The organism is Nocardia sp. AB354, from assembly GCF_049538315.1.
Classification (GTDB): domain Bacteria; phylum Actinomycetota; class Actinomycetes; order Mycobacteriales; family Mycobacteriaceae; genus Nocardia; species Nocardia nova.
Genome location: NZ_JBMVFU010000031.1, coordinates 58,748 through 82,497, shown reverse-complemented (window position 1 = coordinate 82,497; position 23,750 = coordinate 58,748). Strand labels below are relative to the sequence as shown.

Sequence of the window (23,750 nt, the reverse complement as noted above, 5' to 3'; positions counted from 1 at the left end):
TCGGTGGACGGCCGCCAGGCTTCGGCAAGGTCGAATACACACGACGCAACGTGGTCGAGCTCGCGTTCGACAAGGCCGAACACTGGCGCGCAGTCGCGGCTCGCTACGACAAGCTCGCCCTGACCTACCGCGCCGGATTCACACTGGCTCTCATCGTCGAATGGCTCACATCATTTGGGAGACACGACCTAGTTGTGGTAGCAGGTATTCCAGGCACTTTCGGCGGTGGCGTCGGTCGTTGGGTCCTGCTCGTGGTGGACGATCCGGGCCCGACGAGTTTTCGTGGGCTCGACGCCGGCGAAAACCCTGCCCGCCCACTCCGCCCCGCAACCGGAACGAACCTGCCGCCACTCACCACGGGCCGCGCCCGAAAATGATCTCGAAAGGTACAGTCGGGTCGTAGCAGGGCTCCCCCTTGTAACGCAAGGCGTACATCCCTTTCGTCAACTCATCGACCGTCGTGATCTGCACCGAATCCGTGACCTGGGAAAAGGACTTGGTGACTTCATCCCACGTCAGCGGATGTTTCGGCAGGTACCAGGACGAATAGAGCTCCGGAGACCCATCCGCTCCCGTACGTCCGGTTGCCACGGTGACATGTTCGGCATTCGCGTTCCACATCACAATGTCGCCCCGCTCCGGCACCGGGCCACCGGGCGCGCCGGTATATGTGCGCCGGCCCTCAGGAATCAGCCAGTCCCCCATCCGCTGCAGCCACATGTCGAGATGGTCACCATTCCAGGTGCCGTCGGGACGTCGCCGCAGTTCGATCAATTCGCGTAGTCGAGGTTTGTCCAAGACGCCCGCTCGTGTCGCAGCGTAAGTGACCATCTCCCAGCAGTTCAGGCCGTAATGCTCGCTCAGCGGCGCCAACGGGCCCTCGGTCTTCAACCACATTTCGAGCGAACGGTGGCCTTGCTGGAATAGCTTGGGGTCGTAATTGGCCCACCGTGATCTGTCTCCGGCCCGGTAGATTCGCTCGAGCTCGTCGGCCACCCGCGCGGGGCCGTTCTCGACCCGACGTACCGAGAGTTGGTGCCACCTGCCCGGGTAGATCCCCGAGTAGTGCGAAGACGCCTTGCGGTGGTCGGCGACGGTACTGCGAACGGCCGATGCAACGTCACTGTCTGCATTTTCAAGCACGCCCTTGGTGCTCCGCACCCTGCGAGCGATTGCCTCCGTATCCCGAGAGAGGATGCGCGCAACATCATCGACAGAGGCACCCACGCGACGCAGAACCTGCACCATGGCGGCGGCAGAGTTGATCTCGACCACGCTCCCGAGCATACGAAAGCTCAGATCGAACCCCCACCGGTGAACACGATTGCGGGCCCGGCCGCCGATCAGCGCTGAGTGCAGGGCCGCCTTCGCCCCACTTTGTTGCACCTAGAGCGTGAACTCTTCAGGGGAGGTGGCGGCGGGCGGTACTGCCCTCACCGCCCTCGGGTCGCTACTCGATGCGACCCGAGCGCAGTGCGAGTACCTCGCGCGAGAGAACGATATCGGTCGCCGACAAACCTCGATGGTCACGTCTTTCCCCTGTCGACGGTGACATCGAGTGCAGTGGCACCCTCGCCAGGCTTCGGCAGGGTGGCTGTAAGGCCGGCCAGCAGGATGTCGAGCCCGCGTTCCAACTCGGCTTCACCGTCGTAGTCGGCCAGCACCGGCGCGAGTTGGCGCAGTAACGGGAACTCGGTGACCGGCAGCCGATGCAGGCCGAGTCGCAATACTTCGTCGGACTCTTCCGGACGTTCCACCAATTCCTGCAGCTCATTGAGGACATGGCCATAAAGGAAACCGAACAGAGCGCGATAGATATGCAGCGCGTCGGCACCGGAGAAACCGGCACGGGTGAGCAATGCCAGTACGTCCTCCAGCGGCCGTAACACCGCCTGGGAACGCTGCCCGAGCGGCGTTGCCAGTGGTCGCGTCACCAGCAATGGCACCACCCGCGGATGTGACAGCGCCAGTTCGCGGAAATCGCGAGCGACTATCCGCAATCGGCCGCCCCAATCCGGGTCGGAACTGTCCACTCTCAGTTGCCCCAAGACGAGCTCGGCCACACCGTCGAGCACCGCCGCCTTGTTCGGTACATGCCGGTAGATCACCATCGGGTCCCGGCCCACCACGTCGGCCAAACGGCGCATCGATAACCCCTCGACGCCGTCGTTATCGACAATCGCCAGTGCGGCCGCCAGCACGCCGGCACGCGTGACCTGGCCGGCCACACGACCGTTCGCGGCACGATCCGCGTGGGTACCGTCCGCGAAACCCTGGCGGTCCGGTGACGATTCGTCCATGGCACAGCCTCGCTCACTGCCGGAAATGCTGTAGCGATGAAGTGTAGACCTACAGCGTTGACATCACCTTTACATGGGCGTCTACTGGAGGGACCGCATATCTGTCAGCACCGACCACAGCGTCCCGAGCTGTCGATGCGAAATCGGGCACAGGTCGAGTGCCGATTATTTCGGCCACCACGCTCCATCTCGACGAGCAAAGGACCGGTCACTATGGCAATCGCTCACAAGACCGAGGCCTTCCAGGAAGCGATCCGGCACTATCTCGACCCCTTTCCCGAACACACCTCGAACGCCCCGGCTCAACCCTCGAACCGACTTCACGAACCTGCGGCCACCCACCATCCACCGCGACTGCGGCTGAAGCCGGAAGACCGCCATTCGGACAACATCGACGGCGCGTGGTGGCCCAGGTCTACCGATCTCGCTACCGAGCTTCCAGAACTGTTGGCGGCCTTGACAACTCGGCTGGGCCGGGTCGATCGGATCGTCTACGATCCGGACAGCTGGTCCCCACCGCCACGGCAGGTGACAGTGGCAGAACATTCGATCGGCCTCGAGCCGTACCGGTTCCGGTTGCGGAACACGATGTACGTCGCCGGCTCCAATTCCGCCGTCACGGTGCTACGCGTGATCCTTCCATCCACCGACAGCCGTACCGCCCACTCCGCGATGGCGGACGCCTTCACCCTGCAGCAGGAGTAGATCATGGACACCGGGACGCGGCTGATACACCTCTGAGGCAGGAACGTCGCTATGACCCGCAAGGAACGCCGCTTCCGCCACCGGCGACCCACCGTGGACGAACTGCTGATGATCAGTCCCGGAGAACGACGAGATCGCACCACACGAGCGGAGGCGGAGCGCCGATGGAGCTCCGAGGACCAGCGTTGACCTGGAAGGATCGCGCACTCGATCTCGGCTACGCGGCCGGTTGGCAGTTGGTGCGCGCCCTGCCGCAGCAGTGGGCGCTGGGCCTGTTCGGTCTCGCGGCCGATCGCGCGACCAGAGATGGCGGTCCGGTTCAGCTACGGCGCAACTTGGCCAGAGTGCTGGACACTACCCCCTCGCAGGTGCCGGACGACCTCATGCGCGCGAGCATGCGCTCCTACGCACGCTATTGGTGCGAAACCTTCCGGTTGCCCTCGATGGATCCGATGCGGCTGGCCGAGACCGTCGACTCCGCAGCCACCGGACTCGAACATATCCACGAGGCGCTCGCCCGCGGACACGGCGCGGTGCTGGCGTTGCCGCACAGCGGCAACTGGGACGTGGCAGGGATCTGGCTGGTGCAACGGATAGGTTCCCCCACCGTCGTCGCCGAGCGACTGCGGCCGGAATCGCTGTTCCGGCGCTTCGTCCGGTTCCGTGAACGCTTGGGTTTCGAGATCGTCCCGCTCACCGGTGGCACAGCCCCACCGTTCGACCTGCTGGCCGCGCGGCTGCGACAGGGACGGACAGTCGGACTGCTCGGTGAACGCGATTTGACCGGTGCCGGAGTGCCGGTCACCTTCTTCGGCGAGCCGGCGCGCATGCCCGCCGGTCCAGCCCGGCTGGCGATCGACACCGGCGCACCGCTGCTGCCGGTACATTGCTGGTTCACTCCGTCCGGCTGGGGATTTCACGTCGGCGCACCGATCGCCACCACCGGCGGAGCGCAGCAGACCACTCAGGCTCTGGCCGACCGGTTCGCCGCCGGAATCGCCGCCCACCCCGCCGACTGGCACATGCTGCAACCGCTGTGGACCGCCGACCAGCTCATCCGCGCGCAGGCGCGCAGCAATGCGCACCGCTGATCCGCGCCATCGCATCGACACCGACTTTGCACTGGCTACAGGCACTCGCCCGCTACCCCGGCTGAGTGAACGCACCGAGACTCGCTACCTTCGACCGAGTCGTGGCCTGGACGCGCCTGCGGCGCCGTCTCCGCCGATTCCTTTGCGCCGCTGAAGAAGTCGCGGTACACGCGGAAGGCCATGGCCAGCGCACAGACCGAAGATGGTGATGCCGTGGACAAGTTCGCCGGGCTCGCCCACCACGACGGTATTGCCGGAGTTCCGTTGCTGGACAACAGCATAGCCCGCTTTCAGTGTCGGACGGTGCAGCGGGTGGAGGCCGGTGACCACGTCATCTTCATCGGCGAGGTCGAGCAATTCGACACCTACGCGGGTCAACCGCTCGTACTCGCCTACGAACAGGCGACCCTCACCGCACGCTACGGTGCGCAATACGAGCGCTACCGCACCGCCGTCCCTGCCTGGCTGCCCCGACTACACCCCTGGCGCGCACTCGATGGGTGCGCGATCGGCAGGAGGCGGAGATCGAGGCCCTCGCCCGGCCGGCCCGAGGGACAACGCTGCGCGAGCGCAACCGGCGGCCGCGCCGTGCGGCCGACCACCGACATAGGTCGGAAAGTGTCTCGATGCAGCGTGGGCGACCGGACTTTGTGACTCGGGTGCAGCGCACGCCGGCGGTCACGTGCGCATAGGGTCTGACATGTGGATCTTCTGGATAGGCTCTGCCTGGATGTGCCTGTCGTGCAGGCCGGTATGGGTGGAGGAATTGCAGGCGGGCGCCTCGCTGCCGCGGTTGCGGCGGCTGGAGGGCTCGGGACCATCGGCATGATGCCCCCAGTCGAACTGCGCGCCGCGATCAGCCGGGTGCGTGAGGAGGCTCCCGAGCGGGCTGTGGTGGTGAATCTGCTGATGCCGTTCGCGCGTCGCCATCACGTCCGGGCCTGTCTGGACTCGAGAGTCGACGCGGTCGTGATGGCTTTCGGTGGCGATCGCGCGTTGGTGCGTGAGCTTCACGACGCCGGGATCTTCGTACTGACGATGGTCGGCACCGAGGAGCAAACCCGCGCTGCCGTCGGGTGGGGTGTCGATGCTTTGATCGCCCAGGGCCGAGAGGCAGGGGGCCATCTGGTGGGGACCGTTCCGGCACTCGAATTCCTCCCGCGCGCCGTTGCGATTGCCCACGACAAGCCGGTGTTGCTCGCCGGAGGGATTGCCGCCGCCGTGGACACAGCCGCGGCGTTGTCCGCCGGCGCGGTAGCGGTCGTTGCGGGCACTCGGTTCTTGCTGACCCACGAGTCCGGCGCTCACCCCGAATACCGGCGCCGGGTGCTGGAGGCGCGGACGACTCTGGAGACCACGGTGTTCGGGCTCGGGTGGCCCGCACGCCATCGCGTGGTGCCGAACAACGTGACTGCGCGGTGGTGCGGTCAGGACGGTGCAACGCGGCGGGTGCCCGCGCTGATCAATGCCTGGAGTGGCCCTTTGGCGCGGGTAACACCGGAGAGGCTGAACGCCGCGATACTGCGCCTGCAACGCCCACGGCTGCCATTGTTCAGTCCCATGGTGCCGACCGAGGATGCGCCGGCAGCGTGCGCGGATCGGGCCGCGTTGTATGCGGGCGACTCCGCGCTCCGCATCACCGAGGTGATTTCGGCGAAACAGGCGGTGGCCGAGTTGGCGGTTTGAACCAGTTCGGCGAGGAGGCCGGCGATTGGGTCCGTCTGGGTGCCGGTTCGCAAAGCGGCCAGGTGAGTCAGGGAGCCCGCCGAGTCGACTGTGCCTGCGCCGACTCGCCGACGCGGGCAGCGGTAGTCGACACACGGAGCTCGGGCGGGCCGGTGTGGACCGTGTCGGCTTCGAGTCCGCGCACCAGATCGACGTCTCCGGCGGGCCGGCCATCGCTGTTTCGGCGTTGATCGCGGTCCTACCCAAGTACGCGGTCGACCTCTACCACGCCTGGACCGCCGGCCACGACCCGCCTATATCCAGTACACCGAACCCGAACCCGAACACGTCCACGCCCAACTGCCCGGCACATCCAGCACGAACTGATCCCGCGTTGAACGCAAGTACGACGTGCAACGTGTGCGTACGGGGGTATGCCGAGCACATCGCTGATGAAGGGAGATGAACAGCAATGATGATGAATCAACTCATGGATATGTTCCGCGACTGGTGGAACCGTATGTTCCCGAACATGCCGATGATGATGTGACCCTAGCGGGGTTATGCGCCCCGCCGGGCAGAGCACGGGACTGGTCCGAATCCGCGCTGCTGCCCTTGAATCTCCCCGGTCGTCGGCAACCGCCGCGATCAGCCTCTCACCCCAACAGGTCCCGGCATCTGCCCGACCGGCCGGGTCGGTGCCCTCCGGGATACGCCCGGCATCGGGGCTCGCCGCAGTGGATACCGAAAACTCTTCGGTGATCACGACCACATTTGCCGTTTTGCGTTCTGCCTCAGTGACAGCTTTCGCCAGGCACGCTCGCCCGTGCCCACATCGGACTGTTTGCGGTCTCCGTCGCCGGGTATGCGTGCGCCACGGCCGACGGCGGCCCCCGGGTAGTGAGACGGAATGGTGATGGACAGCAGCGCCACAGCAAAAACAGCCCTACCTGGCCACCGTGCTGCCGGAGCATCGGCCGGCAGTTGTCGGCTCGTAGGCGCTGCCCTGCTGCCGAGCCCACGACGGACCGGTGACGTATGTCCGCGCGGGGAGAACTCCGGTCCGGTCAGCACCACACCCCGGTAACGGCGAAGCGTTCCACTTCGGCGATGTGGCCGCCGGTGGAGACCGCGAGCGTCAGGGTGCCGGGGCAGGCCGCGGTGAACGGAACCGTTGCCTGCCAGGGGCTGTCGGTGCCGCCGGCGGCGATCCCGGCGACCTCGCCCACCGGTCGCGCGGCGTCGACGCGACGCAGTTGCACGCGCAGACTCTCGTCCACCCCTGTGATCCGTCCGCTCGCGACGACCGGCGACCGCACCGTCGAGCCGTACGCCGGGCCGGTGACGGTGAGTGTGCTGTCCTCACTGCCGACCACCTCCCACGGCGCGTCGCCGCCCGCGCCGATGCGGGCCAGGTGCAGGACAGCCGCGACCGCCGGACGACCGCCCGGATTGTCGAAACCAACACTCACCCATGCCTGTTCGCCCCGCACGTCGGTTGTCACCGCCTTGTCGACATTCCGATAACCGAGATACTGCTGGGTGAACATCACCGCAATCGTGGCGGCGTCGAGCCGCCACGGCTGGTGCCCGCCCTCGCGATAGGCCCGCTGCCACGCCGCCGCATCTTCGACGCCGGCGAACGGCCACAGCGGCTGATAGGCGAACCCGGTCGTCGGCGAACCCGGCGTGCTCTCCGGCGAGGATGATGCGGTCTCGGGAGGAAGACCCGGCACGACCGGCGTAGCCGCGGTCGAACTTCCCGACGCCGCACCGTCATCCCCGCCGTCACGCGTCAGTGAGAAATACAACGCCACCGCGGCCAGCACGACCGCCACCGCGGCCACCACCATCACAACTGTTAAACGTTGCGACGGCGCCCTATTCGTTGCCATAGCCCTTACCCTCCGATCGATTCACCCCCGGGTGACTCCGCGTAGCGACAGGACTCACCCGCCTCGGCCACACCGAGGCGGCAAACCTCACTGTGCGCCGCCCCGGCACACCTCGGAAAGGGCGGATGGGCCACTCGCCGTGTGTCTTTGGGCACGAGGCACCGCGGCCGTCGTCGGCCCGGGACATCGGACCCGCTGCGACGGACATGACGCCTCGCACCGCCCGGCTACCTCATCGGGCGACGCGCGCCACACCGCCAACCAGTAAATGCGCATATATACGCGCGCGATCTGATTCGCCTCGACGGCAAGGGCGTTGGCGCGCGTGGTTTCCTGCGCTGACTGCTCGGCGGCTACGGCCGCCCGCCGCGCCTCGGTGACAGCTTCAGGGGCGCTGTCCGCCTGGCTGTGCGCGTGGCGCAGCGCCCGCCAGGCGATACCAGGGGACAAGGTGGAAGCGACCGCGGAGACGATTCGCGATGTCGTCGGATGCGCTCACGCCCCAGGCGGCATCCGTTGACGCCCACTCGGTCCGGATGATCATCTGACGCGAAACCACAATTGTCGAGGAGGTTCGAATGCATCGGCACCGCACTCGTCACGACAACCGCTGCGGCACACGCCGATCCACGCCCCGACCCATGGGTCCAGGGCGAGATCGATGCACAACCGAAGACGCACTCGGATTCCTCAACTCCATCAACGCATCCGACGTCGATCGAGCCGATATCAACGACCGTGCCCAGCGAGGTGGCAGCCACCCGCGAAATCCCTTGACACGAAAGGCCGACATGTCCGACACCTCGACACCACTGCCAGGTGTCCCGTTCTCATGGCCCTTGGAACAATCGAGCGCAGGGCAACCGTGGCAGTTGCGGATTGTCGTAGCCGATCCGGATCAGTTCGATTGCGTACCAGGGCCTCCGACGCCAGTCGCTGATCAGATTGGCTACCGCCACAGAAGAGGCAATGTAATCGAAGGCCATGTCGCCCAGCCAGATACGGAGATGCATGTCCTCTGAATTGAATGACCAAGGTTCAGACATCTTTTCCTGCGACAAATCGGTTTTGTTGGGGCCCGGTCATCAGCACGTGCGATGTACGCTGCGGGAACGATGCATTTTATGTACCTATTCGCTTTACCCTTGGCGATATCTTCCGCGTCAGAGTAGACATTGACCGTTACTTGCTCGTTACAGTCGGTATCGGAGAGGTTACTGTCAGCGGATTCACCGCCTCCGAGCGCCTTGTGCGAGGTCGCATGAAATGGCAGTGGCTCGAACTGGGGGAACCGTCGAAGGTGTCCGTGGTAGGCCGCACGAAATTGTCCGGCTCGGCCTCAACTACGACAACATGGCCCCGGGACTGTCGCAGTTCATCCACGACGCGATCCTGGCCAACTGCCACCGCGGCACTCGATCCGCTGCCCGATGATCCCGAGGCGGTTATCGTCGCGGAGGCAAAGCACGGCCGACCTGAGGAGACAGCATTGAACACGACCGTGACCGACGAACAGATTGAAGCGCTGGCCGCGACCGCGAAACCCTACAGCCTGTCCGTGCTGCACTGGGGACCGAACCGAAACATGGACGGCGCGAACGCAATCGAACTAGAGCACCAGCGCCGCATGGTCTCGCTTCGATCCGATGGCGTGATCGCCGTCCTGTGCCCGGTCGCCTCCGACACCATCGCAGGCGTCGCGATCATGACCGTCCCTGCCGGAGAAGCCACCGCGATCCTCGCCGAGGACCCGTGCGTGCAAGCCGGAATGATGCACTACGAGGTACACCCGTGCCACGGGTTCCCCGGCGACACTCTTCCCGCTTGAACGATCGGTTCGCCGCCGCCTGCACTTCGCCGTCGACGTGGCCACCACCTACACGCGGGCACCTGGGCGCCACTGGGTAGCGACCTGCGCGTGACTCCCTGCATTCGCCATATGGTGAGGCTTTTCTCGTCCACGCAGATGCGTCGTGCGGCGACCGGCCTGGCCTGCTCCGCAAAGCGCGAGAAGGCGAGCCGGAGACATAGTATGTGTGTTTCGGGCGACCCGGCCCTCGGTACGACGTAGATCCAGAAAGGGCGGGCCGAGTATGCCGCGCAGCAATACCCCACTCGAGGCAGCGCCTTGGGGGTCGCGGCTGCTGGGACGCGAGGACGAAGCCGCGGGAACTCGGCGGCTGCGCGTGCAATTGCTGTTGACGGTGCCGATCGTGCTGGCCAACCTGGCCGGCGTATTCGTCTCGATCACGTTGATCGGTTTCGTCCTCCCCGGACCTTCCGTCTTCGCTGAGAAGATCGTCTTGGTCGATGCCGTCGCCGCCCCGGTATATGCCGTGGTCGCCGTGTTGATCGGCGTCTGGTGGGGCACTGTGCGCGGTTTGAGCGCGCTGGGCTGGGCCCTCGACCCGGATGTAGTGCCCACCGAACGGCAACAAGCTGCGGCCGCAGCAGTGCCGCGGCGACTGGTGCGGATCCAGGCGGTGCTGTGGTTCGGCGGTGTGGCTGTGCTCACGCTGCTCGCCGGACTCGCCGACCCCGGGCTGATCGCCAAGGTCGCGTTCGGGATCACCTTCAGCGCGGTTGTGGTGTGCGCGAGTACCTATCTGATCATCGAATTCGCGTTGCGACCGGTGACCTCGCGAGTGCTCTCGGCACGGAAGTCGCGTTCCCGCCGCGGAATCGGCGTCGTCGGGCGATCGTTGTTGATGTGGATGGTCGGTTCGGGTCTCCCGGTGGCGGGCCTGATGGTGCTCGCGGTGCTCGCTTTGTGCAGCGACGATGTGAGCACGGCCCGGTTGGCAGTGTGCGTGCTTTCGCTGGGCGGTGCGACCCTGCTGATCGGCTTGCTGCTGATGACACAGACGCTGGCCGCGACCGTCGCCCCGATCAGTGGTGTGCGCCGAGCGATGCGCGAGGTGGAGAAGGGCGAATTCGATCTGGAACTCGCGGTCTACGACGGCACCGAACTGGGCGAACTGCAAAGCGGTTTCAACAATATGGTCGGCGGTTTGCGCGAACGCGAGCAGATCCGGGACCTGTTCGGCAGGCACGTAGGGCGCGAGGTCGCCAACGCCGCACTGACAGGCACGGCCGCGCTCGGCGGCGTCGAAGTCGAGGCGGCCGCACTGTTCATCGATATCGTCGGATCCACGACCATGGCCGCGTCCCTGCCCGCACCCGAGATGGTCGCGATTCTCAATCGCTTCTTCAGTGTGGTGGTGGACGAGGTGGAGCGCCACGGCGGCTTGCTCAACAAGTTCGAAGGAGATGCGGCGCTGGCCGTATTCGGCACGCCTGCAACGCTTCCCGACGCAGCGGGCGCCGCATTGGCGTGCGGCCGCGCGATCCACGCCAGACTCGATACCGACGCCGCGGATTTCGTCGCTGCGATCGGAATCGCCGAGGGCCGTGTTGTCGCAGGCAATGTCGGCGCTCGGCAGCGCTACGAATTCACGGTGATCGGCGACGCTGTCAACGAAGCCGCCCGCCTCTGTGAACTGGCAAAACGCGACTCCCTACTCCTCACCTCGGATAAGACGGTTGCCGCGTCCGCCCCCGCCGAAGCCGAACACTGGCAACTCGGCGAATCGGTGACCCTGAGAGGCCGGCTCACCCCGACCCGCCTGGCCCGCCCTATTCAGCGACCAGCACCGGCACCCCCGGGCAAGTGACCACCGCGCCGGCGGTGGCACCACAACGAGTCCAGCCGACGACGACGGCCGCGCCGCCGCACCCGTGCTACCCGTTCCAGCCCTGCTGATCCGAAAGCGCCTCGACCCGTTCGCATGTGGCGATCATTCGACAAAACGCTTCGTTGACAATCTGGTAGCTGTCAGTGTTGCCCGGCGCCAACCACATTCACACACGAGTCGACTGGCAGTCATCGCTCGGGATCGGGCGTCAGCTCCTTTTCCCGGGTACGCCCTTGTCGAACAGCCAGCGTTCGATGCCATCAAGTCGAGCCGTCCCGGTCTCCTGCCCCAACCACTCGAGCAGGTCGTCAACAACGCCGGCCCAAGACTGGCCCTATTTATACATCCAAATTTTGTATAAACTAAGGTGCGGTGGCGCACCCCGCAGGATCACTCGGCGCACCCCATCGGCAGCGGATCCGGTCCCCGTCACCTCGGCGTCTCGCTCAGCGCCGCGGCAACGATGCACCGACAGGTGCGATCGTTCGACGGCCGGGGTACGTCACCACCATGGCCGTCGAGGATGTCGACCGAGAGGGGATTGGATTCACCGTTGTCTGCAGCGCCCGTCACCGTCGCACGCGTCCCGTCACAGGAGCCGCGGGATCGCTCGCCGCCGAACTCGACGGCAGGGCTGCCCGGACGCGCCGATGCACCGAATCATGATGCGGGATCGGCCGATTCGTGCACTGCCCGACGGTCGGACACCCGAGGCAGGAAGAGTGAAGGTGGGTTCATATGGCCACAAACGTGACGTCGTATGTCATGCGGGTATCGGACCTGGATCGTTCGATACGCTTCTACCGCGAGGTGTTCGAATGCTCGCAAGCACTGCGGGAACCAGACGCCGCGCTGCTCCTGACGCCCTCCGGTTTCCAGCTGTACCTCTGTCTGAGCCGGCATCACGGCGCGCTACCGGTCGGTGGTATCGGTGTCGAGCAGATCGTCTGGTCGGCCGACAGCGAGGCCGAATTACATCGGATCGAGGGTCGCCTGCGTGAGCACTACAAGAGCACCTACACCCGCACCCGCAACGGAATCACCTTCGTCGACGGTGTCGACCCGGATGGCATCCGCATGCTGATCACCCACCCGACCCCCCAGCAGCTTCCCCGCGAGGTGATCGATGACCGGTTCCGGTGAGACCAGCGAATCCGGCGCCGGCGTCGTATCGGTGCGTGCACCAGCCGGTGACGACCGCGGGGACCCGACTCGGCCCGGTGCCGATCGTGATGAACGGCCCGGCCGGCCAGACTATTTCGCGACCGTCAGCAGCACTGCACTGTCCTCGATCGCCTCGAGGCTGTGGCGGGCCCGCGGCACCACCAGCAGGTCACCATGGCGTCCTTCCCATGAGGTGTCCGCGCTGCGCAGCCGGACTCGTCCGCGCAGAACCAGCAGCGTCGCCTCGCCCGGATTGTCGTGCTCGGCCAGCTCGGCGCCGGCCACCAACGCGACCACGGTCTGCCGCAGCCGATGCTCGTGCCCGCCGTACAGGGTGTCCGCGGCGCGCCCCGCCGCGGCCGCACCGGCTCGCTGCAACAGTTCACGCGCCATCGCGTCCACCGAGAATTTCTCCATCACCGCTCCTCGCCTCCCATCCGACATCACTTCGATTCGTCATCTTCCCGCACCACCCGATCCCGGACCGGCAGGTCCCGGTAACCGGCTCTGCGACCGAGGGCATCGACATCAACGTCACCCTCATGTTCTCGATGCATCGCTACCGCGCCGACCCGTCGAGCGTCTCACCGGATCGAGACGGTGACCGCGATGGTTCCGGACAAGGTAGTGATAGTCGGTGCCGGTCTTGCCGGTACGAAACCGCGCAAGCCTTGCGCGACAAGGGTTTCGAGGGTGCGGTGCCCTTGGTCGGCAACGAAGCCCACCGTCCGTACGACCGGCCGCCGCTGTACAAGGACTATCTGCAGGGCAAGACCAGCCGCGACCGTATCGACGTGCACGATCCCGGCTACTACCGCCCCGGCCGTACCACTCACCTATCCGACGGCCCTTCGTCGAGTTGCACCGAGAGGAAGTCGAACTGATGTCCGCCCACCTGAGTGTCGAACCAGTGATAGATCACGAATACCGCGTCCGCATCGACGAGGGCGGCGACCGCGTGGAATCCGAATTCGTCGTCGACCCCGGCGTCCTGGCCGAATTGGGCTTCGAACCCGGCGACGAGCAGCGCATCGTCGAACACACCGCACGGTTTCTGGCCGATCATCAGCCCGTGATCGACTTCCCGGTCCTGGTCTACCTCGACGAAGTCGCCGCGGCATACGGCGACTACCCGGTCGAGCTGCGCCGCAGAATGACACCACATCACACCACCACGACGGCCGCCGGGCTCGATGCTGAGCAACTCCGGTGGCTGGGCGAGTTGAGTCGGCAACTGCGCGTCGACTCGATCCGCTCGAGCACCGCCGCTGGTTCCGGGCATCCCACCTCCAGCCTGTCGGCGGCGGATCTGATGGCCGTCCTGCTGGCCCGCCACCTCCGTTATGACTGGGCCCGGCCCGAGCATCCCGGCAACGATCACCTGATCTTCTCCAAGGGCCACGCCTCACCGCTGCTGTATGCCATGTTCAAAGCCGCGGGCGTGGTCAGCGATTCCGAACTGGTGGAGGGGTTCCGCCGTTTCGGGTCTCGATTGCAGGGCCATCCGACCCCGGTGCTGCCGTGGGTGGACGTGGCAACCGGCTCGCTGGGGCAGGGTCTGGCCTACGGTGTGGGCATCGCGCTGGCCGGCGCGCGACTGGACCGGCTGCCCTACCACGTGTGGGTGCTGTGCGGCGACAGCGAGATGACCGAGGGATCGATCTGGGAAGCCCTGGACAAAGCCGGGCTCTACCGGTTGAGCAATCTGACCGCGATCGTGGATGTCAACCGGCTCGGCCAGCGCGGCCCCACCGAACTGCAATGGCACCTCGACACCTACCAGCGTCGGGTCGAAGCGTTCGGGTGCCGCGCGATCGTCGTCGACGGCCACGACCTGTCCCAGATCGAGCAGGCATTCCACACCGCCCGGGGCGCGGACGCCCCGACGGTGGTGCTCGCCAGGACCGTCAAAGGCAAGGGTGTTCCCGAGATCGAAGACCGCAACGGCTGGCACGGCAGGCCACTTCCGCCCGAGCCGGCCGAGGCCGCCGTGGCCGCGTTGGGCGGGCCGCGCGATCTACGCGTCAGCCCACCGCCACTGGCCCCCGTAGACCCGATCCCCACGCCCGTGGCGGCGTCGATCCCGATGCCCCGCTACGAGCGGGGAACCCGGGTCACGACCCGGGTGGCCTATGGTGAGGCGCTGGCCGCGCTCGGTGTGCGAGACGACATCGTCGCCTTGGACGCCGAGGTCGGCAACTCCACCGGCGCGGACCGCTTCGCGCACGCGCATCCGGAGAAGTTCTTCGAGATGTTCATCGCCGAGCAACAGTTGCTCGCCGCCGCCGTGGGTGTGGCCGCCCGCGGCTACGTGCCCTACGCGTCCACGTTCGCCGCGTTCTGGTCTCGCGCCTACGACTTCATCCGCATGGCCGGTGTTTCCGGTGTCCACATCAACCTGTGCGGCTCGCACGCCGGCACCGAGATCGGCCCCGACGGCCCGTCTCAGATGGGGCTGGAAGACCTCGCCGCCCTGCAGGCGGTGCACAGTTCGACCGTGCTCTACCCGGCCGACGCCGTCGCCACCACCAGTCTGGTCGCCACCATGGCCGACATCTCCGGCGTGTGTTACCTGCGCACCACCCGCGGCGCCTACCCGGTGCTGTACGACACCGACGAACGCTTCCCCGTCGGCGGAGCCAAGATCCTGCGCGCCAGTGACGCCGACGTGGTGGCGCTGCTCGGTGCCGGCGTCACCGTGCACGAATGCCTGGATGCAGCTGACGCCCTCACCGGTGAGGGCGTCAGCGCCCGCGTGATCGACCTGTACAGCGTCAAACCCCTCGACGCGGACACTCTCGCCCGAGCCGCACATGACACCGGTGGGCGGCTCGTCGTCGTCGAAGACCATTACCCGCAAGGCGGTCTCGGCGCCGCAGTCCTGGCAGCGTTGGCCCGTCTCGAGATCCCGGCGCGCTGCGCGCACCTGGCCGTCACCGAGTTACCCGGCTCCGGCACCCCTGCCGAACAATTGAACGCCGCCGGCATCTCGGCGCGCCACATTATCGCCGCCGCGCGCCGACTGGTCATCGCACAGCCATGACCAGCACCGTGCGACGAATACGGCCGCGAACAATCCTGGCAGGGATCGTCGATCACGGCACCGTGCACGCACTGACGTAACGCGGGCCTTGCCTGCGCCGGCCACCCCGGCAACGATGGGTACACCGCCCTCCGCATGGGTCGCCCACGCTGTGAACACCGCATTGAACAGTCTCATCTGCGTTTCGCGAATGCCGACAGGAGCGTGACACGTTCTATGACAGAAGCCACCGAACAGTCCGGCACGACCACATCCGTCTCCGCTGGACCTCGCCCGCACACCAGACCGGCGCCGGTGCCCGACGGCTCGGTGCCGGTGATCGTCAAGATCGCCCGGTTCAATCCCGACGACAACCGCGGCTCGTACTGGGAGAGTTTCCAGGTGCCGGCACTGCCGACCGACCGAATATTGAACCTGCTCATCTACATCAAGAGCTACCTCGACGGTACCTTGACCTTCCGCCGCTCCTGCGCGCACGGCATCTGCGGCTCCGACGCCATGCAGATCAACGGCATCAACCGGCTGGCCTGCAAGATCCTGCTCAGAGATCTGCTGCACCGCGACGGCTCCCCGGCCACGATCACGATCGCACCGCTGCGCAGCCTGCCCGTGGAAAAAGACCTGGTCGTCGACATGGAACCGTTCTTCGACCTCTACCGCGAGATCAAGCCCTATCTGATCACCTACGGCCCCGAACCCGAACGCGAACGGTTGCAGTCGCCGGCCGATCGGGCGCGTTTCGACGACACCACCAAATGCATTCTGTGTGCCTGCTGCACCAGTAGCTGCCCGGTCTACTGGGCCGAGAAGACCTATTACGGACCTGCCGCGTTCGTCAACGCGCATCGGTTCATCTTCGACAGCCGCGACAATGGTGCCTCCGAACGGCTCGAGATTCTCAACGAGATCGACGGCGTGTGGCGATGCCGCACCACGTTCAACTGCACACAGGCCTGTCCGCGCGGCATTCAGGTGACCAAGGCGATTACCGAGGTCAAGCGCGCACTCATGTTCAACCGCTGACAACTACTACGAACGACCGGGCAAATCCGCTGTCGCCGTGCGTCGTTCGTGATCTCGGAGGTTCGGCCGGAAAAACGGGTGCGGCCGCTGTAGGGTCGAGACCGTCGCACAGGAATGATCACGCTGTGGATCCGAGGTGGTGGTCGGATGACAACGCCCGAGAACGGTGATCGCGCCCGCATGGCGCCCCTGCTGCCCGCGGGCGAGCCGGTGGAGTCGTTGCTGCGCAAGGCACAATTCTTCACTGCCGGGACGCCCTCACCGGACTATCGCGAGGTCCGGCGCGCCGGAGGACGGGCCGCCGAGGACTTCTACCGGGAGCGGTGGCGCCACGACAAGGTCGTGCGCTCCACCCACGGCGTGAACTGCACCGGTTCGTGCTCGTGGAAGATCTACGTCAAAGACGGCATCATCACCTGGGAGACCCAGCAAACCGACTATCCGTCGGTCGGCCCAGACTCTCCCGAATACGAACCCCGGGGCTGTCCCCGGGGCGCATCCTTTTCCTGGTACACCTATTCGCCGGCGCGGGTGCGTTATCCGTACGTGCGAGCGCCGCTGTTGGAGATGTGGCGCGAGGCTCGCGCACGGCTCGGCGACCCGGTGCGCGCGTGGGCCGAAATCACCGGGAACCCAGCGAAATCCGCGCGCTACAAGTCGATGCGCGGCAAAGGTGGTTTCGTTCGGTCGAGCTGGTCGGAGGTGAGCGAGCTGATCGCCGCCGCGCATGTCCACACCACCAAGGAGTACGGGCCGGACCGGATCGTGGGCTTTTCCCCGATTCCGGCGATGTCGCAGGTCTCCTACTCCGCGGGTACTCGGTTTCTGTCGATGATCGGCGCGACGATTCTCTCGTTCTACGACTGGTACGCCGACCTGCCGCCGGCCTCACCGCAGGTGTTCGGCGACCAGACCGATGTGCCGGAGTCCGGTGACTGGTGGAACTCGTCGTATCTGATCATCTGGGGCACCAACCTGCCCATCACCAGAACACCCGACGCGCATTTCATGACCGAGGCGCGATACCGCGGTCAGAAGGTCGTCGTGGTCAGTCCCGACTACTCCGATCACACCAAATTCGCCGACGACTGGCTGGCCGCCGCGCCCGGAACGGACGGTGCTCTCGGTATGGCGATGGGGCATGTCATCTTGTCGGAGTTCTTCCGCGACAGACAAGTTCCCTATTTCACCGACTACGTCAAGACCTACACCGACCTACCGTTTCTCGTGACGCTGCGCGAACGCGACGGCGGCTACGTCGCCGACGGTTTCCTCACTGCGGCCGACCTGGGTGGTGACGTTGTGGAAGCCGAGGGCGCCGCACATCGAACGGTGGTGCTCGACGCGGCTACCCGCCGGCCCCGTATCCCCAACGGCAGTCTGGGATTTCGCTACACGGAGGCCGGAAAAGGCCGGTGGAACCTCGATCTCGGCGATATCGATCCGTGCCTGACCCTCTACGACACGCACGGTGAGTCGGTGCCGATCCTGTTGCCGCGCTTCGATATCGGTGCCACCGAGGGCGGAGATGTCGTCACCCGCGGGGTTCCGGTGACTCGTATCGCCGGCCGGGTGGTGACGACCGTGTTCGATCTGCTGATGGCGCAATATGCGGTACGGCGTCCCGGACTGCCCGGTCGATGGCCGACCGGATACGACGACGCCGCTGAGCCATACACTCCGGCGTGGCAGGAGCACATCACCTCGGTTCCCGCGGCAGCCGCGATCCGAGTGGCTCGGGAATTCGCGCGCAACGCCGAACTGTCGCAAGGCCGGTCGATGATCGCGATGGGGGCGGGCACGAACCACTGGTATCACTCGGATCAGACCTACCGCAGCTTCTTCACTCTGACGATGTTGTGTGGCTGCCAGGGCGTCAACGGCGGCGGGTGGGCCCACTATGTGGGGCAGGAGAAGGTACGGCCGCTGACCGGGTGGCAGCAGGTCGCGTTCGCGCTGGACTGGCAGCGCCCGACCAGGCATATGACGGGAACGTCGTTCTTCTACCTGCACAGTGACCAGTGGCGTTACGAGGGCTTCGATGCGGGTGAACTCGCCAGCCCGCTCGGCCGCGGCATATTCGCGGGGCGCACCTTCGCGGACTGCATCGCACAGGCGTCCAGGCTCGGGTGGACGCCTTCGTTTCCGACCTTCGATCGCAACCCCCTCGATCTGGCTGACGAAGCAGCGCGGGCCGGTATGCCGGTGCGCGACTACGTCATTCGTGAGGTGGAGGCGGAGCGGTTGCGGTTCGCCGGCGAGGATCCCGACGACCCACGCAATTTTCCGCGGGTGCTCACGGTGTGGCGGGCCAACCTGCTCGGCTCGTCGGGCAAGGGGATGGAATATTTCCAGCGGCACCTGGTCGGTTCCGACGACGCGGTCCGCGCCACCGAGGTCGCCGAGGACGCCCGCCCGGTCGACGTGGCGTGGCGCGAGGAGGCGCCGCGCGGAAAGCTCGATCTGCTCACCACGATCGATTTTCGGATGACGAGTACATGCACGTTCTCCGATGTCGTGCTGCCCGCGGCGACCTGGTACGAGAAGTACGACATTTCCACTACCGACATGCACCCGTTCGTGCACTCGTTCAACCCGGCGATCGCCCCGCCCTGGCAAACGCGCACCGATTTCGAGGCGTTCACCCTCATCGCCGAAGAGTTCTCACGCCTGGCCGCGACCCATCTCGGCACACGCACCGATGTCCTGGCGGCGCCGCTCACCCACGACACTCCGGATGAGACCGCTCAGCCCGGCGGCCGCGTCGACGACTGGCGTACCGCTCGCTCGTCGCCGGTGCCCGGCAAGAACTTTCCGAAGCTGATCACCATCGAGCGCGACTACGCCGCCGTGGCCGGGAAGATGCGCGCGCTCGGTCCGCTGGTGGACACCCTCGGCACCACCGTGAAGGGCATCACCTGGGTGCCCGAGGGTGCGGTGGAGTACCTGCGTCACGCCAACGGTGTCGTGCGTACCGGTGTCGGTGCCGGGCGGCCGTCGCTGGCTCGGGACGTGCACATGGCCGAGGCGATCCTTGCCTTGTCGGGTACGACCAACGGCGCCGTGGCGGTTCAGGCGTGGCGGGCTCTCGAGGCCCGCACCGGGCTGCGGCTGGCCGACCTCGCCGAGGAACGCGAGGGCGACCACATCAGCTTCGCTGACACCCAGACCCAGCCCCGCGCGGTGATCGCCTCCCCGGAATGGTCCGGGTCCGAGGCCGGCGGGCGGCGGTATTCACCGTTCGTCGTAAATATCGAGCGCCGCAAGCCTTTTCACACGCTGACCGGACGCATGCACTTCTTCCTCGACCACGAGTGGATCGCCGAATACGGCGACGGACTACCGACCTACCGTCCACCGCTGGACTACGCCCGGCATTTCGGCGAGCAGGGCCTGGCCGAGAATGGCCGCCCCGAGGTCACCGTGCGCTACCTGACCCCGCACTCGAAATGGTCGATTCACTCCGAGTATCAGGACAATCTGCACATGCTGCGGTTGTTCCGCGGCGGCCCGGTAATCTGGATGAGCCCGGTCGACGCCGCGAAAATCGGTGTGGCCGACAACGATTGGATCGAGGCGTGCAACCGCAACGGTGTCGTCACATGCCGGGCGGTCGTCACGCATCGGATGCCGCAGGGCACGGTGTTCATGTACCACGCCAAAGATCGGCAGGTGATGACACCGCACTCGGAGATCTCGGGCTGGCAGGGCGGTTCGGACAACTCGTTGACCAGGCTGGTGATCAAGCCGACCCATTTGATCGGCGGATATGCCCAATTGTCGTACGCGTTCAACTATTACGGCCCGACCGGCAATCAGCGCGATGAGGTGGCGGTGATCCGGCGCCGCAGCCAGCAGGTGCAGTACTGATGCGAAGGTGTCGACTTCTGGAAAGGCGGTAGCCGCGATGCGACCGATGGCTCAGCTGGCGATGGTGATGAACCTCGACAAATGCATCGGCTGCCACACCTGCTCGGTAACCTGCAAACAAGTCTGGACCAACCGGCCCGGCACCGAGTACGTGTACTTCAACAACGTCGAAACCAAGCCGGGTATGGGCTACCCCAAACGGTATGAGGACCAGCAGCAGTGGCGTGGCGGCTGGAGCCTGGACCGTCGCGGCCGGCTACGACTGGCGGCCGGTGGACGAGTCCGCAAACTGCTGTCGATGTTCTACAACCCGGATCTGCCCAGCATCGACGACTACGGCGACCCGTGGACATACGACTACCGGACCGCGTTCAACGGACCGCTCGGCAAACCGAACCCGAGCGCGCATTCGATCTCCTCGCTCACGGGCCGCGACATGGATCTGCGGTGGGGATCGAATTGGGAAGACGATTTGGCCGGAGCACCGGAGAACGCTTCCGCCGACCCGAACCTGGCCGGTCTCGGCGAGCGGGTGAAGATGGAGTTCGAGCAGGTGTTCATGTTCTACCTGCCGCGCATCTGTGAACACTGCCTGAACCCCTCGTGCGTGGCCTCGTGCCCGTCGGGGGCCATGTACAAACGCAGCGAGGACGGGATCGTGCTCGTCGATCAGGACCGCTGCCGAGGCTGGCGGTTCTGCGTATCGGGCTGCCCCTACAAGAAGGTGTATTTCAACCACCGCACCGGCAAGGCCGAGAAGTGCACACTGTGCTTCCCGCGCATCGAGGCCGGGCAGCCCACCATCTGCTCGGAAACCTGTGTGGGACGGCTACGTTACCTCGGGCTGATCCTCTACGACGCCGACAAGGTCCTGGCGGCCGCCACGACCACCGACCCCCAAGACCTCTACGAAGCCCAGTTGGACGTCTTCCTGGACCCGCACGATCCCGAGGTCATCGCTGCCTGCGAGGACGCCGGCATCCCGGCCGACTGGATGGCGGCCGCGCGCCGCTCGCCGGTCTACGCGCTGGCGGTGCGGCATCGGGTAGCGCTGCCGCTGCATCCGGAATACCGCACCCTGCCGATGGTTTGGTATATCCCACCGCTGTCCCCGGTCGCCGACGTCGTCCACGCCGCGGGATACGACGCGCACAACCCGGACCGGGTGTTCGCCACCATCGACGCGCTACGCATCCCGATCGACTACCTGGCCAACCTGTTCACCGCCGGCAAAGCCGGCCCGGTGCGGGCGGCGCTGCGCAAACTCACCGCGATCCGGGCACTGATGCGGGCAGCACAGCTGGGCCTGCCGCCGGAGGACAACCTGGCGAGCAGTGTCGACGCGCAGGAGGCCGACCTCGAGGACCTGTACCGTCTGCTCGCGATCGCCAAATACGATGACCGCTACGTGATCCCGGAAGCCCATGCCGAGGACGCCGGACGGCTGCAGTCCCAGCATGAGCAGCTGTTCTGCAGCCTCGACACCGACGGCGGCCCGGGCATGGGCGCCGCCGGGCCGCAGGATATCGCCGGATTCCACCCGCCCGAGCACGTCGGTGACACAAGGACTTTCCGCGCCGACGACGGCAGAGTCCACTTCAACCTGCTCGGCTGGAACGGCACCGGCCCCGCCCCGCGACTGTTTCCCGACGGAGGTACCGCGTGATGCCGCGAGGAGACCGAGTCGGTGTCTACAAGCTGGCTTCGGTCCTGTTGGCGTATCCGACGGCGTCGTTGCGGGCCGGGGTGGATGAACTCGACGCCGCGGCCGCCTCGGCCCCGCGCACCTCACGCGACGCATTCGGCCGTTTCCTGACCTGGCTGCGCTCGACCTCACCCACCGCCGTAGCCGAACACTACGTCGCCACCTTCGATCTGCGCCGCCGCTGCGCGCTGTATCTGACCTACTACCGCCACGGCGACACCCGAATGCGCGGGATGTCGCTCCTGGAATTCACAACCGCCTACCGCACAGCGGGATTCGAACCGACAACCGCCGAGCTTCCCGACTACCTGCCGCTGGTCCTGGAATTCGCCGATCTTCACCCACGTGGCGAGGCGCTGCTGCGCCGCCACCGCGCCGATCTGGAATTGCTGCACCGCGCACTGGCGAGCACCGACACCCCCTACATCGCGGTCATCGAGGCGGTGGCCGCGCGGCTGCCCACGCTGAGTCGCCGCGAACGTGCACTGGTCGATCGTGCGTGGGAGGCCGGCCCCCCGCGCGAGGACGTCGGCTTGGCCGCCACGATGCCCGACGGCCTCGGTGCACCGTTCGCACCACCCGAATACCTCAATGGCAGTGGCGATTTCGGTGTCGGAGCCGGTGCCGCGCTGCCCATCGTCGAATCGGTGGCCAGCTCCCGGGAGGGCCGCCGGTGAACGATCCCAGCGCATTCGACTACATCTGGTGGGTCGGGCTGCCCTACCTGGCTATCGGCATCTTCGTCGTCGGACATATCTGGCGCTGGCGCTACGACAAGTTCGGCTGGACCAGCCGCTCGACACAACTGCAGGAACAGCGCCTGCTCAAATGGGGTGCGCCGATCTTCCACTACGGCACCTTCGCCGCCATCGCCGGTCACGTCATCGGCATTCTCGTCCCCGAATCGTTCACCCGCCGGCTCGGCATCCCGGAACAGGCCTACCGGTGGTTCTCCGCCACCGCGGGCACGATCGCCGCGGTCTTGGTCATCGGGGGGATCATCGTGCTCGCCGGGCGGCGGTTGCTGGTACCGCGGGTGCGCGCGACCACGACCCCGGTCGACTATGTCGCACTGATCCTGCTGCTGATCGTCGTGATCACCGGCGTGGCGCCGACGATCTTCGTCAACCTCATCGGCGAGGGATACGACTACCGCACCACCGTCGCGTTGTGGTTTCGCGGACTGTTCGGCGGCAACCCCGAGGTGAGCTCGATGGTCGGCGCACCGCTGATCTACCGGATACACGCCACCGCAGCCTGGGCCATCTGGATCGTCTGGCCCTTCAGCCGGCTCGTGCACGCGTGGAGTCTGCCCGTCTGGTACCTGTGGCGGCCCTACATCGTCTACCGCGACCGCGTCGCGACCGTGTCACACGAGCCCGGCACTTCGGGACGACGTTGGCGCAGTATCGGCAGCCGATACTGAGCCGAGACTGTTGGTTTCATCCGGCACCGTGGGGCATACAGTGAAGCAGTAGGCCCGACGCTGCCGGCGCAGCGATGGCGATGGCCGGCAGCCCCTGATCAGGAGGCGCGTCACATGCCGGAATCGCCGTACCCGAACCGCAGCACCGAACACCCCGACGCAGCAGCG

The 23,750-nt window shown here is 66.1% G+C and carries 19 protein-coding genes and 1 pseudogene; 16 read left to right on the top strand and 4 right to left on the bottom strand.

Annotation, left to right across the window (positions count from 1 at the left end; genetic code table 11):
* A pseudogene (locus tag ACPCUW_RS31320) lies at window positions 1-377 on the top strand (hypothetical protein); the annotation flags it as partial.
* On the opposite strand, the gene ACPCUW_RS31315 reads toward ACPCUW_RS31320, so the two are convergent.
* Both ACPCUW_RS31315 and ACPCUW_RS31310 read right to left on the bottom strand, forming a co-directional pair.
* Window positions 352-1,275: a hypothetical protein gene (locus ACPCUW_RS31315; protein WP_146098572.1), complete on the bottom strand. Its 924-nt coding sequence runs from the start codon at window positions 1,273-1,275 to the stop codon at window positions 352-354. The pseudogene ACPCUW_RS31320 and the gene ACPCUW_RS31315 overlap by 26 nt on opposite strands.
* Before the next feature lie 251 nt (window positions 1,276-1,526).
* On the bottom strand, window positions 1,527-2,300 hold the full coding sequence (locus tag ACPCUW_RS31310; RefSeq protein ID WP_423428830.1) for a TetR/AcrR family transcriptional regulator C-terminal domain-containing protein: 774 nt from the start codon (window positions 2,298-2,300) through the stop codon (window positions 1,527-1,529).
* 213 nt (window positions 2,301-2,513) lie between these two features.
* Here ACPCUW_RS31310 and ACPCUW_RS31305 point away from each other — a divergent pair, with 213 nt between their 5' ends.
* The 5 genes from ACPCUW_RS31305 to ACPCUW_RS31285 all read left to right on the top strand — a co-directional run bounded on the left by ACPCUW_RS31305 (window position 2,514) and on the right by ACPCUW_RS31285 (window position 5,782).
* Complete coding sequence (locus ACPCUW_RS31305) at window positions 2,514-3,005, top strand: DUF5994 family protein (protein WP_423428829.1); 492 nt, start codon at window positions 2,514-2,516, stop codon at window positions 3,003-3,005.
* Window positions 3,006-3,056: 51 nt separating this feature from the next.
* Window positions 3,057-3,194: a hypothetical protein gene (locus ACPCUW_RS31300; protein WP_423428828.1), complete on the top strand. Its 138-nt coding sequence runs from the start codon at window positions 3,057-3,059 to the stop codon at window positions 3,192-3,194.
* A complete protein-coding gene (locus ACPCUW_RS31295) occupies window positions 3,191-4,096 on the top strand; it encodes a phosphatidylinositol mannoside acyltransferase (protein ID WP_423428827.1) in 906 nt (301 codons plus the stop codon). The genes ACPCUW_RS31300 and ACPCUW_RS31295 overlap by 4 nt, the downstream gene beginning before the upstream one ends.
* Before the next feature lie 180 nt (window positions 4,097-4,276).
* Window positions 4,277-4,750, top strand: coding sequence for a flavin reductase (locus ACPCUW_RS31290; RefSeq protein WP_423428825.1), 474 nt, complete (start codon window positions 4,277-4,279; stop codon window positions 4,748-4,750).
* 48 nt (window positions 4,751-4,798) lie between these two features.
* Window positions 4,799-5,782, top strand: a complete 984-nt coding sequence (locus ACPCUW_RS31285; RefSeq protein WP_423428824.1) for a nitronate monooxygenase — start codon at window positions 4,799-4,801, stop codon at window positions 5,780-5,782.
* 1,046 nt (window positions 5,783-6,828) lie between these two features.
* On the opposite strand, the gene ACPCUW_RS31280 is transcribed toward ACPCUW_RS31285, so the two are convergent.
* Window positions 6,829-7,656, bottom strand: a complete 828-nt coding sequence (locus ACPCUW_RS31280) for a hypothetical protein (protein ID WP_423428822.1) — start codon at window positions 7,654-7,656, stop codon at window positions 6,829-6,831.
* A 1,501-nt stretch (window positions 7,657-9,157) separates the two neighbouring features.
* Here ACPCUW_RS31280 and ACPCUW_RS31275 point away from each other — a divergent pair.
* The 3 genes from ACPCUW_RS31275 to ACPCUW_RS31265 all read left to right on the top strand — a co-directional run bounded on the left by ACPCUW_RS31275 (window position 9,158) and on the right by ACPCUW_RS31265 (window position 12,494).
* On the top strand, window positions 9,158-9,484 hold the full coding sequence (locus ACPCUW_RS31275) for a hypothetical protein (RefSeq protein WP_423428820.1): 327 nt from the start codon (window positions 9,158-9,160) through the stop codon (window positions 9,482-9,484).
* Window positions 9,485-9,749: 265 nt separating this feature from the next.
* Window positions 9,750-11,330: an adenylate/guanylate cyclase domain-containing protein gene (locus ACPCUW_RS31270; protein WP_423428818.1), complete on the top strand. Its 1,581-nt coding sequence runs from the start codon at window positions 9,750-9,752 to the stop codon at window positions 11,328-11,330.
* Window positions 11,331-12,089: 759 nt separating this feature from the next.
* Window positions 12,090-12,494: a VOC family protein gene (locus ACPCUW_RS31265; protein ID WP_423428816.1), complete on the top strand. Its 405-nt coding sequence runs from the start codon at window positions 12,090-12,092 to the stop codon at window positions 12,492-12,494.
* 111 nt (window positions 12,495-12,605) lie between these two features.
* On the opposite strand, the gene ACPCUW_RS31260 is transcribed toward ACPCUW_RS31265, so the two are convergent.
* Entirely contained in the window at window positions 12,606-12,932 is a 327-nt protein-coding gene (locus ACPCUW_RS31260) for a cupin domain-containing protein (protein ID WP_064902772.1), read from the bottom strand.
* 254 nt (window positions 12,933-13,186) lie between these two features.
* Between ACPCUW_RS31260 and ACPCUW_RS31255 the strand changes: the two genes are divergently transcribed.
* The 7 genes from ACPCUW_RS31255 to narI all read left to right on the top strand — a co-directional run bounded on the left by ACPCUW_RS31255 (window position 13,187) and on the right by narI (window position 23,582).
* A complete protein-coding gene (locus ACPCUW_RS31255) occupies window positions 13,187-13,399 on the top strand; it encodes a hypothetical protein (RefSeq protein WP_423428814.1) in 213 nt (70 codons plus the stop codon).
* Complete coding sequence (locus ACPCUW_RS31250) at window positions 13,399-15,558, top strand: transketolase (RefSeq protein ID WP_423428812.1); 2,160 nt, start codon at window positions 13,399-13,401, stop codon at window positions 15,556-15,558. The genes ACPCUW_RS31255 and ACPCUW_RS31250 overlap by 1 nt, the downstream gene beginning before the upstream one ends.
* 216 nt (window positions 15,559-15,774) lie before the next feature.
* Window positions 15,775-16,581, top strand: a complete 807-nt coding sequence (locus tag ACPCUW_RS31245) for a succinate dehydrogenase iron-sulfur subunit (protein WP_423428810.1) — start codon at window positions 15,775-15,777, stop codon at window positions 16,579-16,581.
* A gap of 180 nt (window positions 16,582-16,761) precedes the next feature.
* Window positions 16,762-20,451, top strand: coding sequence for a nitrate reductase subunit alpha (locus tag ACPCUW_RS31240; protein ID WP_423428836.1), 3,690 nt, complete (start codon window positions 16,762-16,764; stop codon window positions 20,449-20,451).
* Window positions 20,452-20,488: 37 nt separating this feature from the next.
* A complete protein-coding gene (gene narH / locus ACPCUW_RS31235; RefSeq protein ID WP_423428835.1) occupies window positions 20,489-22,117 on the top strand; it encodes a nitrate reductase subunit beta in 1,629 nt (542 codons plus the stop codon).
* Complete coding sequence (gene narJ / locus ACPCUW_RS31230; RefSeq protein WP_423428808.1) at window positions 22,117-22,833, top strand: nitrate reductase molybdenum cofactor assembly chaperone; 717 nt, start codon at window positions 22,117-22,119, stop codon at window positions 22,831-22,833. The genes narH and narJ overlap by 1 nt, the downstream gene beginning before the upstream one ends.
* Window positions 22,830-23,582, top strand: a complete 753-nt coding sequence (gene narI / locus ACPCUW_RS31225; protein ID WP_423428806.1) for a respiratory nitrate reductase subunit gamma — start codon at window positions 22,830-22,832, stop codon at window positions 23,580-23,582. The genes narJ and narI overlap by 4 nt, the downstream gene beginning before the upstream one ends.
* The last annotated feature ends 168 nt before the right edge of the window (window positions 23,583-23,750 follow it).